The sequence below is a fragment of the Bradyrhizobium sp. genome, assembly GCF_052389815.1.
Lineage (GTDB): Bacteria > Pseudomonadota > Alphaproteobacteria > Rhizobiales > Xanthobacteraceae > Bradyrhizobium.
In genome coordinates, this window is record NZ_JBQTHN010000185.1 from 1 (window position 1) to 11,740 (window position 11,740).

The 11,740-nt window shown below is 64.1% G+C and carries 12 protein-coding genes; 4 read left to right on the forward strand and 8 right to left on the reverse strand.

Going from position 1 to position 11,740, the window contains the following annotated elements; translation table 11 throughout:
* The first annotated feature begins 436 nt into the window (after nucleotides 1-436).
* Nucleotides 437-574: a hypothetical protein gene (locus ACT4OC_RS26605; protein WP_444842025.1), complete on the forward strand. Its 138-nt coding sequence runs from the start codon at nucleotides 437-439 to the stop codon at nucleotides 572-574.
* Between the two features lie 22 nt (nucleotides 575-596).
* Here the strand turns inward: ACT4OC_RS26605 and ACT4OC_RS26610 are convergent, their stop codons facing one another.
* The 3 genes from ACT4OC_RS26610 to ACT4OC_RS26620 form a co-directional block, all read right to left on the reverse strand.
* A complete protein-coding gene (locus ACT4OC_RS26610) occupies nucleotides 597-2,297 on the reverse strand; it encodes a methyl-accepting chemotaxis protein (protein ID WP_444842026.1) in 1,701 nt (566 codons plus the stop codon).
* Nucleotides 2,298-2,345: 48 nt separating this feature from the next.
* Complete coding sequence (locus tag ACT4OC_RS26615; RefSeq protein ID WP_444842035.1) at nucleotides 2,346-2,771, reverse strand: cache domain-containing protein; 426 nt, start codon at nucleotides 2,769-2,771, stop codon at nucleotides 2,346-2,348.
* Between the two features lie 221 nt (nucleotides 2,772-2,992).
* Entirely contained in the window at nucleotides 2,993-5,272 is a 2,280-nt protein-coding gene (locus tag ACT4OC_RS26620; protein WP_444842027.1) for an alpha,alpha-trehalose-phosphate synthase (UDP-forming), read from the reverse strand.
* A gap of 539 nt (nucleotides 5,273-5,811) precedes the next feature.
* Between ACT4OC_RS26620 and ACT4OC_RS26625 the strand changes: the two genes are divergently transcribed.
* The 3 genes from ACT4OC_RS26625 to ACT4OC_RS26635 are packed head-to-tail and all read left to right on the forward strand — an operon-like array spanning nucleotide 5,812 to nucleotide 6,712.
* Nucleotides 5,812-6,186, forward strand: coding sequence for a hypothetical protein (locus tag ACT4OC_RS26625; RefSeq protein WP_444842028.1), 375 nt, complete (start codon nucleotides 5,812-5,814; stop codon nucleotides 6,184-6,186).
* A 2-nt stretch (nucleotides 6,187-6,188) separates the two neighbouring features.
* Entirely contained in the window at nucleotides 6,189-6,446 is a 258-nt protein-coding gene (locus ACT4OC_RS26630) for a DUF5985 family protein (protein WP_444842029.1), read from the forward strand.
* Nucleotides 6,443-6,712, forward strand: coding sequence for a DUF5985 family protein (locus ACT4OC_RS26635; RefSeq protein ID WP_444842030.1), 270 nt, complete (start codon nucleotides 6,443-6,445; stop codon nucleotides 6,710-6,712). The genes ACT4OC_RS26630 and ACT4OC_RS26635 overlap by 4 nt, the downstream gene beginning before the upstream one ends.
* Before the next feature lie 119 nt (nucleotides 6,713-6,831).
* Here ACT4OC_RS26635 and ACT4OC_RS26640 read toward each other — a convergent pair whose 3' ends face one another.
* From ACT4OC_RS26640 to ACT4OC_RS26660, 5 genes are all read right to left on the reverse strand, one after another.
* Nucleotides 6,832-7,659 carry a Crp/Fnr family transcriptional regulator gene (locus ACT4OC_RS26640; protein ID WP_444842031.1) on the reverse strand — a complete coding sequence of 276 codons (828 nt, stop codon included), beginning with the start codon at nucleotides 7,657-7,659 and terminating at the stop codon, nucleotides 6,832-6,834.
* 88 nt (nucleotides 7,660-7,747) lie between these two features.
* Nucleotides 7,748-8,968 carry a cytochrome P450 family protein gene (locus ACT4OC_RS26645; protein WP_444842032.1) on the reverse strand — a complete coding sequence of 407 codons (1,221 nt, stop codon included), beginning with the start codon at nucleotides 8,966-8,968 and terminating at the stop codon, nucleotides 7,748-7,750.
* Between the two features lie 140 nt (nucleotides 8,969-9,108).
* Nucleotides 9,109-10,326, reverse strand: coding sequence for a citrate transporter (locus ACT4OC_RS26650; protein WP_444842036.1), 1,218 nt, complete (start codon nucleotides 10,324-10,326; stop codon nucleotides 9,109-9,111).
* A gap of 332 nt (nucleotides 10,327-10,658) precedes the next feature.
* Nucleotides 10,659-10,793 carry a hypothetical protein gene (locus ACT4OC_RS26655; RefSeq protein WP_444842033.1) on the reverse strand — a complete coding sequence of 45 codons (135 nt, stop codon included), beginning with the start codon at nucleotides 10,791-10,793 and terminating at the stop codon, nucleotides 10,659-10,661.
* A gap of 48 nt (nucleotides 10,794-10,841) precedes the next feature.
* Nucleotides 10,842-11,740, reverse strand: an 899-nt coding sequence (locus ACT4OC_RS26660; protein WP_444842034.1) for an SLC13 family permease, incomplete at its 5' end; no start/stop codon positions are given.

Consider the following 11,740-nt stretch of genomic DNA (forward strand, 5'->3'; position numbering starts at 1 on the left):
CGATCCATCCAAGCGCGTCGCGTTCGTGACCCGGATCGAGGCCCGCGACCTGCTTTGCAACCCGGCGCCGGACGGCGCGCGATCGGGGATCCGCCACGACCAGGCGCAACTCGCGCAAACCCCGGGCCCGCCGGCGCTGCCGCATCGTCTTCATCCGTTCGGCCGGTGCCGTCATGGATCTCTTCCCAACGTAACGCGTTACGATAATGTAACGCGTTACGGCTGCAAGGCAAGGGGCACCAAGGCAATCGGACGGCGGCGAGCCTCCGTTCGTGGCCGCGGCGCGACGTCGCCCCGTGGAACCTCGCTGGCCCGATGGGTCTTGTTGTGCATGCGTCGATGGAAGCACCGCACTGAACATCTCCACTGGCCTGTGCTGGTAACCTCCGCAATCGCCCTGGCGGCGGTCGGAGTCCTTGTCGTTTGGTATGACCGGATGGGCGCCGAGCGAAAGGCTGCTGCGCCAGGCACCACCTTCCACACCGCCAGGGAAGCCGGCGCGACGGTAACCCCGAGCGAGCCGCCGCCGAAGATCGAGGTGCCGGGTTCGGCGCCCGCTCCGGAGCGTCGCTGAACGGGGCCCGCGCGCGATCGCGCTAGCCCGCGCGCACCGTGGCGAGGAAGCGGCCGACCTCGGTCTTGAGGCGCCGGTTTTCGTCGGAGAGCAACTGCGCGGAGGCCAGAACCTGCGACGAGGCGGAGCCGATCTCGCCGGCGCCGCGGTTGACGTCGGCAATGCTGGTTGCGACCTGCGTCGAGCCGACGGCAGCCTGCTGCACGTTGCGGGCGATCTCCTGCGTCGCGGCCCCCTGCTCCTCGACGGCGGCGGCAATCGCCGAGGCGATCTCGGACACTTTGCCGATGGTGCCGCTGATCTCCTTGATGGCGAGCACCGAGTCCTGGGTTGCCGCCTGCATGCTGGCGATCTGGCTGGCGATTTCGCTGGTTGCCCTGGCGGTCTGCGTGGCAAGCGCCTTGACCTCCTGGGCGACCACCGCAAAGCCGCGCCCGGCATCGCCGGCCCGGGCGGCTTCGATGGTTGCGTTGAGCGCCAGGAGGTTGGTCTGCTCGGCGATCGTGGTGATCAGCTTGGTGACGTCGCCGATGCGGTTTGCCGCCTCCGACAGTTCGGTGATCCTTGCGTCGGTCTGCTGCGCCTGGACGACGGCCTCGTTGGCGATCCGCGTCGAGTTTTCCACCTGCCGGCCGATCTCGTTCACGGAGCTCGCCATCTGTTCCGTGGCGGAGGCGACCGATTGCACGTTGGTGGAGGTTTCCTCCGAGGCTGCCGCGACGACGGTGGAGAGCTCCTGCGCCGACCTGCTGCTGCTGGTGAGGACGGCGGCGGAATTCTCCAGCTCGGCCGAGGCAGAGCCGACGTTCTCGACGATGTTGCCGACGGTGATCTCGAAACTCTCGGCGAGGTTATGCAGCTCGGCGCGGCGGGCCGCAGCGATTTCGCGGTTCTTCTCCTCGCGCTCGGCCGTGTCGCGCTCGGCCTTGGCGATCGCCTGCACCTTGAATTCCTGGATCGCGTGGGCCATCCGGCCGACCTCGTCGCCGCGGTTGAGGCCGGGCAACTGCACCTCGAAATTCCCCGCCGCCAGCTCGCGCATCGCACGCGCCATCGCCACGACGGGGCGGGAGATGCTGCGGCCGATCAGGAACGAGACGACGATGCCCGCGAGCGCGACCATCAGCAGCGCCAGCGTCAACGACCATTGCTGCTGCTCGAGCTTGATCCCCGCCTGGGCGATCGCGCGGTCCTTGCTCTCGCTGCTGCGCGTGATCAGCTCGTCGGTTAGCTTTTCGATGACGGCGAAGTTGCGTTCGGCGCCCTTGATGAAGATCAGCGCGGAGCCGGCATCGCCGTCTGCCATCTCGATGGCATTCTTCGACTGCTTGAGATAGCCGGTCACCGCGGCCTTCAGCTTGTCGAAGGTCTCCGGACTGAACTTGTCCTTGATGGCCTCGACTTCCTTCAGCGCGTCGGAGATCCTGGCGGCCGCCGCGGCAGTCTCCCTGGCGACGGCCGCGATCTTCTTTTCATCCTTCTCGTTGGCCGCCGTGGCGGCCAGACGGTACAGCTTGGCGTGCGCCGTCCATACCGTCGTGGTGAGCTCGGTCGCGACTTCCGACTGCCGGACCGGACCCGACATCAGCGCATCGACGGCGGCCTGGTTCGACCGCAACGTCTGCAACGCATAGGTGCCGAGCCCGATCAGGACCATGATCAGGAATGCGGGTGCCAGTTGGACCTTCCACGAAAGGCCAACGTTCTTGATCCGAGAGAGCATATCAACCCTTCGCAGCGGCGCGCGCCGCACGATGTCGCCTGTCGGGCGTCAGAGCTTGTAGATGCCGGCGCAGACAGCCGTGTTGTTCAGCTTCTCGCAGTACATCTCCTTGGGCTCGACCTTCTTGCTCACGGGATTGACGAACTTGTAGTCCTGCCAGAACGACGGCTGCTTGGCGGCGAGCTCGACGCGCTCCTTGACGTAGAGCTTGCCGTCGACGTCCTGCGCGTCGATCAGGTCCTTGCCGACGAACTTCTCGTTGGCGCCGTGGGCCAGCACCTTGCCGTCGAGCTGGTAGACGACGACATAGAGGTCGCGGTCGCGGAACTTGGCATTCGCCTTGCTGGTGATCTCCGGGTACGCCTTGTCGGCGCCCTGCTCCTTGATGAAGGCGACGGCCGACTTGACCATTGCCATGGCCTCGTCCTTGTTGGCCCCGGCGCCGGCATAGGCGGCGCTGCCGACGGCGAGCATGGCTGCCACGGTTAATGCGACTGTCTTGGTTGACGAATTCCTCACGATTGACCCCCGGCTGGTTGGATGAGCGTGCACACAGCTCCGCTACAGGTCATGATGGCGCCCAAACAGCAAATCATCCGTTAAGATCGCGGTCCGTAGTGTACGGGAGGAGGCGCAACCGCGCCGCGCAGGGGAGACGGCCAAGGTCCCCGACAGCCGGGATCGGCCTGCCCAAGTCAGCGCTTCGCAGTGGCGCGCCTCATCGCTAGCGGGATCGCACCAGGACCGGCCGAGGCAGGGCGGGCGCCCTTCCGTCCGGAAGAAAAATCCACCAGCCGGTCGCGCTTCCGGCACCTTGCCGCATCGATCAGGATGCCTGCGGCCCATCGATAGACGTTGTTTTCCTTGATCTGCGTCCGCATCAGCTTCATCCGCTCGATCTGCTCGTCGCGCGGCATGGTCAATGCACGCTCGATCGCCGACGCGAGACCTTCCGTGTCGTACGGATTGACGATGATGGCCTCCGGCATCTCGCGGGAAGCGCCGGTGAAGCTCGAAAGCACCAATACGCCGCTCTGGTCAGCGCGTGCGGCAACGAACTCCTTGGCGACGAGATTCATGCCGTCGTGCAGGCTGGAAACGATGCATGCATCGGCGGCCCTGAACAGCTTGAATACCTCCTCCTGCTCGTAGTGGCTGACGACGAGCACGATCGGTCCGTGACGGCACTTTTGCCGCGCATTGATGTCGCGGGCGAGCTCTTCCGCCTCCGCCTGCAAGCGCGCGTAGGAATCGAGCTTGCTGCGCGTCGGCGCGGCCACCTGGATGAAGACCAGCCTGTCCTTCCAGGCCGGCGCCCGGTCGAGCAGCGCTTCGACCGCCCGCATCCGGTCGATGATGCCCTTGGTGTAGTCGAATCGCTCGATGCCGACCACGAGCTTGATGTCCTGCGGCAGGCCGAAGCGGCCGAGCACCTCGGCGCGGCAGCGACGCCCGTCCGGCACGCGCTCCAGTGCCCTCGGCGGCCATTCGATCGAGATGGGATACGGCCGTATCAACGCCTGGTGGCCGCCGAGGCTGACGGCCTGGATTTCCCGGTCGATCCGGCTTTCGAGAAACCGGTCGACGCATTCCAGGAAGTTGTTGCAGTGGAATTGCGTATGGAATCCGACGATCGTGCTGCCGAGCAGGCCCTCGATGATCTCCTCTTTCCAGGGACAGATTCCGAACGTCTCGGCGTTCGGCCAGGGGATGTGCCAGAACGTCGCGATGGTGGCCCTGGGCAGCTTCTCGCGGATCATGCCGGGCACCAGCGCAAGATGGTAATCCTGAACGAGCACCACCGGATCCTCGGTTCGCGACTCCGCGATGACGGCGTCGGCGAACCGGCGGTTGATCCTCTTGTAGTGTTCCCAATCCTCTTTTCGCAGCGTCGGCCGCACGAACACGATGTGACAGAGCGGCCAAAGCGCCTCGTTGGCAAAGCCGTAATAGTAGCCGTCCTGCTCCTCTTCGCTGATCCAGATGCGGCGAAGCGTATAGGCAGGCGAGGCTTCGGGCACCCGGACCCTGTCGGCGGCGTCGACCGTTTCGCGGTCGGCGCTGCCGCTGCCATGCGCAATCCAGGTGCCGCCGCAGGCGCGCATCACGGGCTCGAGCGCCGACACCAGCCCGCTTGCCGGCGATTGCACCACGACGCCTTCGCCGGACCTGTTGTGAATGTAGGGCTCGCGGTTGGACACGACGAGAACCTCCGCTCCCGGCAGGGCGGCGTTGAGCAGATCGAGCAGCGATTTGGGATTCCATTCGATCTGGCCGCTGACCGACACGAGCTCCGACTCGCGCAACAGCCGCCGCAGCTCGCGGTCGATCGCGGGCGCCACCACGGCGGATCGCGGCGTCTCGCCCTGCCGGATTTCCTCGACCGCCCGCTTCAGCGAATTCATCCAGCTTCGCAGCATCAGCACCGCGAACAGGCCGCCGACCGCGATGAGCACGAGCGTGGCGCCCGCCAACGCCGAAAGCAGGAACGCGAGAACCTGCGCGGACCTGGCATCGACGAAGCTGAGATCGGTCAGGATGACGAAGTACGACCGGCCCGTCTTCGCGACCATGGGGAACGCCGCAACCAGAATCCTGCGCGCCTCGACCCGAATGCTCGAAAAGCTCTCGGCCTCCGCGCGTGCGATCTTCTCGCAGGAAAAGCCGGCCGGCATCTCCGGGCTCGCCGCAATCAGAACGCCGGAAGCGTCGCAATAGCCCGCGGCGAGGATTCGCTTGTCCAGCGCAACGCGGCTGAACAGCGCCGAAAGTCCCGACCAGGTCTGCTCCTCGGCGGCTCGATCGATCAGCGGCTCTACCGCGTGGAACACCAGGCGCGAGCGCGCTTCGACGTCTGCGCGCGCCCATTGCTCGACGATGCGTCCTGCATAGGGCGCCAGCAACAGCGCCAGCACCGTCGTGACGGCAAGCGCGACGATGCCGTACTTGATGAAATCGCTGAATCTAATCGGCATGGGTCTCCGGGCATTGATTACTCGAGCCCCCCGGCAGACTCGACTGTCTCGTCACGGCCCTGTTCCCTGTTGCATACGAGGCAGACCCGTCGCGCAATCTGCACTCGTCGAACCGCCAATCGCTCGTGGCGATGCGGCGTCCTTGACTGACAGAATGCACAATATGCCTGCGGAACACGTCCAATCGCTTCAGCCGAACCACCCATGACAATCCCCCCGACGCACTATGCGTGACGGCGGCCTCAAAGCAACCGAATGGATTCGGCAGATCGCGTACGATCTGCAATGGCCATTTCCGCGCTTTGCGTTCGCCGCGAGGCGCGCCGCAGCCGGTCAAAGTGGTTGAAACTCCGCGCTAATCCGCGGCGCGGAACTCGGTACCGTCTCGGCCGCGAAGTCTCGCGAAGCGTTCTCGAACCGAACCAATGTACGGTACCGTACAAGGTTGCGACCGTTGGAACGGGGAGAACCGCGCTCGCAATCGTTGAAGCGCGGATGCGAATATCCGAGTTTGCCGGCCTGTGCATTGCGGGTCGAGTATGTCCGGCGAGACGCTGCCACAAGAAGTCAGGGATTTGCTGCTCCGTCACATCGGTTCGGTGGCTCATCTCGAGGCCCTGCTGTTCTTGCGAGCGCACCCAACCGATCGCTGGGACGCGCGCTCCCTCGCGCAGCGCCTGTACGCTTCGGAAACGGAAATGATCGCTGCACTTGCCGAGCTCGGCACTGACGGCTTTCTGGCTTTGGAAAGCGGGCTGTACCGCTATGCGCCGCGCCCGGAAGACCGGCCGAGGATCGACGCCCTGGCGGACGCCTACGCGCATCAGCTGATCGCCATCACGAACCTGATTCACGACCGGCGCCGGAACATTCAGGCCTTCTCGGACGCATTCAAACTCCGAAAGGAACGCTGACGATGGCGGATGTCATCTACACGCTTTGCGCCGTCACCAGCGGCTTGTGCGCGTGGCTGCTGGCGGCCGCCTACCGGAAGACCCGATCGCGGCTGTTGCTGTGGAGCTCGGTCGCTTTCGCAGGGCTGGCACTGAACAACCTCGCCCTGTGGATCGACAAGCTCGTGCTTCCGGAAGTGGACCTGTCGGTCGTTCGGGCCTGCCTCGGCTTGGCGGCGATGCTCGTGCTGCTGTACGGCTTGATCTGGGAGGCGGAATGATGGGGAACCTCGTCTCCGTGCTCGCCGGCGCCACCGCGATGGCCGGTCTCGTGGCCGCGCTGTTCTTCCTCAAGTTCTGGCGCCGGACCAACGACGGCTTCTTTCTTCTCTTCGCCGCGGCGTTCGCAATCGATGCCGTCGGACGCTTCGCACTCGCCGTCGTTCAGCTGTCCGACGTCGCCGAGCCGATTTATTTTCTTCCGCGTCTCGTGATGTTCGGACTGATCGTGATCGCCATCATCAGGAAGAACGCACCGCTGGGCTAGAGCATGATCCGGAAAGGTGTGACGCGGTTTTCCGAAAAGGCCATGCTCAAACAACAACCTAAAGAGCGATGACGATTCATCCCAATCTCATCGCGCTTTGGCTGCCGGTGCGGCGCGATCTATCGCGAAGCCGAGCCGGAGGCCCGGTAATCCGGCGTCCCGCCTTTGCTCCCGAATGACGACTGGATCTGGCGAAGGTACTCCCGATGCACCAGATCGTGACACGCACAGGAAACCTGTCGCAGCGCCTCGGCATCGGTGATGCTGATCATTCCGCGCGATGCACGGATGACCTCCTCCCGCTGCAGCGTTTCGACGGCTTCCGAGACGGTCGCGCGCCTTACGCCAAGCAGTTGGCTGAGCACCTCTTGCGTGATGGGCAACTCGTCGCAATCCAGACCGTCCCGCGCTACCAGAAGCCAGCGGGCAAGCCTTTGCTTGACCGAGTGCACGGCGTTACACGCGCCGAACTGGGATGCCTGGAACAAGACCACCTGAAGATAGCGCTTGAGCAGCCTGCGCGTGGCGGGCAATGCGGGAAGAACCGCCAGAAACTCGCGGGCCGAGATTCGCGCGGCCTCTCCGCCGATCTGGACGATCCTGCGATGCGTCGTGATCTGCTGTTCTTCGGCAAGAACGAGCGGGGCGCCGATGAAACCTTCGGAACCCACCAGCCAGGCCTCGACGAAATCATCGTCGACTCGCGCCGAAACTGATACGAGTCCGCGCTCGATGAAATAGACATGCTCCAACGGCAGCCGCCAGTGCTGAAGCACCTGACGGGGCCGAATCTGCACCATCTCCGCCGTCTTCAGCAGCATGGCGAGTTCGTCCTGCGGCAGCTCGCAGAGAAGCCTGTTCCTGGTTTGACCGATCCCGTCCACTTGTCCTGCCGTTCCGGTATCACTGCATTCGAAACATATCTCCTGCTGCACAGCGCACGTCATGAACGCTCCGGGAACTAGGACCATCGTCGCAGCGTCGTGGTGACGCAGGGACGAACCGGGATTCCTGCTCGCGATCGGGACTGCTCGCCTACGCCGCCAGCCGTACCGGCAACCGCGCCAGGGCGCGGATGCCGAGGCGCTTGTGCCACCGGACCTCCTCGGGTTTGACGGCAAGCTGAAGATCGGGAAAGCGATCCAGAAGGCGCTGCAGCCCGATCGAGGCTTCGGCGCGCGCCAGCTGGAAGCCGAGGCAAAAATGCACGCCGGTCCCGAACGAGAGGTGCGGGTTCGGATGGCGTGCAATATCGAACGTGCGAGGCCGATCGAACTGGGCCGGATCGCAGTTTGCCGCCGCCAGGAATGCCGCAAACATGTCACCGCGGCGAAACTGCCTTCCTTGCCAGAACAGATCGCGGGTCGCAAAGCGCGGCTTGGTCATCTGCACGGGCGAGACGTAGCGCAGGCACTCCTCGACACACATCGGCATCAGACCCGGATCGCCGCGCAAGCGGCGCAACTGGTCCGCATCGGACAGCAGCGCGAACAGCCCGCCCGAGATCAGGTGGGTCGTCGTTTCCTGTCCTGCCCCGAACAGCAGGAAGATCATCGAGACCAGATCGTCCTCGCTGAGCTGCTGCCCGTCGATCTCGGCATCGCGCAGCGCGGCAATCAGCCCCTCGTCCCGCGCGCCGCCACCCGGCCGCGAGACGCGCCGCAGATACCGGACCACGCTGATCACGCCGGGGATGGCGCGCAGGACCGCGAAGACGTTCGCAGTGTCCTTCAGTCCGCCCAGCCAGCTCTTGAATCGATCATGGTCCTTGTCCGGCAAGCCCAGCATCGCACAGATGACCGAGAGCGGCAGGTCCCGGCAGAATTCGGCCATGAGATCTGCCTCTGTCCTGGCCTGGAGCCTGTCGATCAGCCGATCCGCCGTCGCGGCGATCATCGGCTTCAGGGCTGCGATGGTGCGCCGTTGAAAGGCCTGATCGACGAGGCCTCTCAGGCGGCGATGCTCGGGATCGTCGTGGCCGAGCATGTTGGTTGCCAGCAGCCCGAGCGTCCTCGGCAGGAAGCGGAGTATCCGCTCCTGTGTCCTGCTTCCCGCATTGGCAGGATCGCGCGCGAAGTCTTCGTGGTTCTTCAACAACTCTGCGCAGCTGGCGTGGGTCACCGCAAGCCAGGTGCGACCCACGATCGGCAACCTCAAGGAGACCACGGGACCTTCTTCCCGCATGCGATCCAGCGTGGGAAAGGGGTTCGCGTGGAACTCAGGAGACAAGATGTCGAACTGATTGCCGTCAGACATATCCAGTCTCGTAGCCATGCCTCCGGGCATCCGTCACCGGATCAGATTTCGCCACTCCAATACCCAATACAAGGTCACCCGAACTTGCGTTGCACTGTCGGCGTCGGCAGCAAGACAATGTTGTGCGATCGGCTGCCGCACTAATGCGGCTTGTCGGGATGCCAGCCGAGCACGGCGAGCATGACGAAGAAGCCGATGACATAACCCAATATCACCGGCCAGCCGTGCCGGACCCAGCTGCCGACCGATTTGGCTTCGGGATACATGTTCGAGAGCGCGACGCCCGCGGACGAGCCGAACCAGATCATCGACCCGCCAAAACCGACGGCATAGGCAAGATAGCCCCAGTCATAGCCGCCTTGCTTCAGCGCGAGTGCGGTGAGCGGGATGTTGTCGAACACGGCGGAGACGAAGCCAAGACCCAGGGCGGTTTGCCAGGAGGCCGCCGGGAGCCTTTCGACGGGCATCATCGATGCCGCCGTCACCAGCGCCAGCAGGAAGACCGTGCCCTTGAACGTCTCCGGCATGATCTTCCAGTCCGGCGCGCGCAGGGCTGCCGTCGCGAGGATCACGGCCCACACCGCAAGGCCCAGCACCGGAACCTTGTCGAGCAGGGCGGGAAATTTCAGATTGGCCGTGACATTCGCCGCGAGCGCGGCGACGAGGATGGCCGCGACGATAAACACGCGCACCCAGTGGATCCGAAGTCCGGACGGCGGATTTTTCACGATCGGCGAATAGCGCTGCTGCTGCATCGACGCCGGCACGGCAAAAATCAGCATCGCAACGATCGCCGCCACATATGCCTCGACCACGCTTAGCGGGCTGACGCCGTCGATCCACATCATCGTCGTGGTGGTGTCGCCGACCACGCTGCCCGAGCCGCCCGCATTCGATGCGGCGACGATCGCGGCGAGATAGCCGATGTGTACCTTGCCCCTGAAGACGTGCCTCGCAACCGTGCCGCCGATCAGCGCCGCGGCGATGTTGTCGAGGAAGCTCGACAGGACGAAGATGAGGACGAGCAGCACCAGGCCGCCCTTCCAATCATCCGGCAGCAGTTGCGGCATCTCGTCCGGAATCCGGCTTTCCTCGAAATGGCGGGACAGAATCGCAAAACCCATCAGGAGCAGGAACAGGTTCGCCAGGATGACCCACTCATGCCCGATATGACCGACGAGGCCGGCAACGCCCGTGCCGAATTTGAAGCCGGTGAATGCGACCTTGTAGATGACGATCGCGACGAGCCCGCCGAGCGCGACCGGCAGGGTGTGATGGTGGAATATGGCGACGCCGAGCAGGGTCAGACCGAACAGAATGAAGTCAATCGGAATTCCGAAAAAAAATATGGGCTCGATCAAGGAGAGACCTCGGCGTATCTGGTGCAGGACGAAGCGACTTCGCTCTGGCAACTAAAGAAGAAAGGCGGCAGCTCTAGAACGCGGTCACACGCCGCAATCGCGGCGGCGCCGGCGTTTGCTGCAATGTTGGCGTAGCGGCAGAACGAAGCCGGCCGCAATTCCCTGCGGCACGGCAGCCCCTGCCTCCGTACTATTGCCGGCCCGACGCTAATCGAACGTTAGGGATTATTCAATGATCTGGCAAGATCAGTGGCTGAGGCTCGCGTTCCGCAACTGCGAAGTCAAAGAGCATCGAAGCACCCGGCCCATTCGCTCACATCGTCGGACGGTCACGCGACAAACGTCGAACATCGTAACTCCTCGGCCGGCTGCTCGTGATGACCATCGAACCCGTCACCCAGATCGTCCTCATCAGCATCGCCGAACGCGGCAAGCCCGAAGCCGGCGAGGTAAAGACCAGCCAATCGATTTGCCCGCCTGCTCGGACTCGGCTGATACCGGACCTGTTCGGACTAATGCATAATCCCGTACTGCACGACATAGACGGCCGCGCCGGCGAAGTAGCCGAGCAGCGCCAGCCAGGCGATGCGGCGCATGTACCAGATGAACTGGATTTTCTCGATGCCCATGGCGGCCACACCCGCGGCCGACCCGATGATCAGGATCGAGCCGCCGGTGCCGGCGCAATAGGCCATGAATTCCCACAGGAAGGAGTCGGTCGGATATTGCGGCAGCGGATACATTCCTATCGACGCCGCCACCAGCGGCACATTGTCCACGATCGAGCTGAACAGGCCGAGCAGCAGCACGATGACATCCTGGCGCCCGACGACGCGATCCAGCCAGCCCGCCAGCGCTTGCAATATCTTGGCGTGCTCCAGCGTCGCCACCGCCAGCAGGATGCCGACGAAGAACAGCAGAGAACTGAGATCGATCCGGCTCAGCGCATGCGCCAGCGTCAGCTTGTGCTGCGCCTCCGGCGGCTTGCCCTTGTGCAGGATTTCGCCGGCGCACCAGAGGATGCCGAGCCCGAACAGGATGCCCATGAAGGGTGGCAGGTGCGTGATTTGCTTGAAAGCGGGGACCGCGATCAGTAGGCCGAGGCCAAGCATGAGCATAAAATTGCGTTCGAACGCGGGGACATCGGAAGCCTCGGCACTGCCGCTCGCGCCCGCGAACGGCTTGCCTCTGAATCCGACGCTCACGACCAGCAGGGGAACCAGCAGATTGATAACGGAGGCCGGTAACAATGCTTCGATGATTCCGAGTGCTGTAATCTGCCCGCCGATCCACAGCATAGTGGTCGTGACGTCGCCCATCGGCGACCATGCGCCGCCCGCATTGGCCGCAATCACGATGACCGAGGCGAACAGCAACCGGTCATTGCCGCGGTCGAGCAGCTTGCGCATCA

Bases quoted from the DNA above. Each gene is read 5' to 3' on its own strand.
- ACT4OC_RS26610 (WP_444842026.1), bottom strand. From the start codon at position 2,297: ATGCTCTCTCGGATCAAGAACGTTGGCCTTTCGTGGAAGGTCCAACTG.
- ACT4OC_RS26635 (WP_444842030.1), top strand. From the start codon at position 6,443: ATGATGGGGAACCTCGTCTCCGTGCTCGCCGGCGCCACCGCGATGGCC.
- ACT4OC_RS26640 (WP_444842031.1), bottom strand. From the start codon at position 7,659: ATGACGTGCGCTGTGCAGCAGGAGATATGTTTCGAATGCAGTGATACC.
- ACT4OC_RS26615 (WP_444842035.1), bottom strand. From the start codon at position 2,771: ATGCTCGCCGTCGGCAGCGCCGCCTATGCCGGCGCCGGGGCCAACAAG.
- ACT4OC_RS26645 (WP_444842032.1), bottom strand. From the start codon at position 8,968: ATGTCTGACGGCAATCAGTTCGACATCTTGTCTCCTGAGTTCCACGCG.
- ACT4OC_RS26625 (WP_444842028.1), top strand. From the start codon at position 5,812: ATGTCCGGCGAGACGCTGCCACAAGAAGTCAGGGATTTGCTGCTCCGT.
- ACT4OC_RS26630 (WP_444842029.1), top strand. From the start codon at position 6,189: ATGGCGGATGTCATCTACACGCTTTGCGCCGTCACCAGCGGCTTGTGC.
- ACT4OC_RS26620 (WP_444842027.1), bottom strand. From the start codon at position 5,272: ATGCCGATTAGATTCAGCGATTTCATCAAGTACGGCATCGTCGCGCTT.
- ACT4OC_RS26605 (WP_444842025.1), top strand. From the start codon at position 437: ATGGGCGCCGAGCGAAAGGCTGCTGCGCCAGGCACCACCTTCCACACC.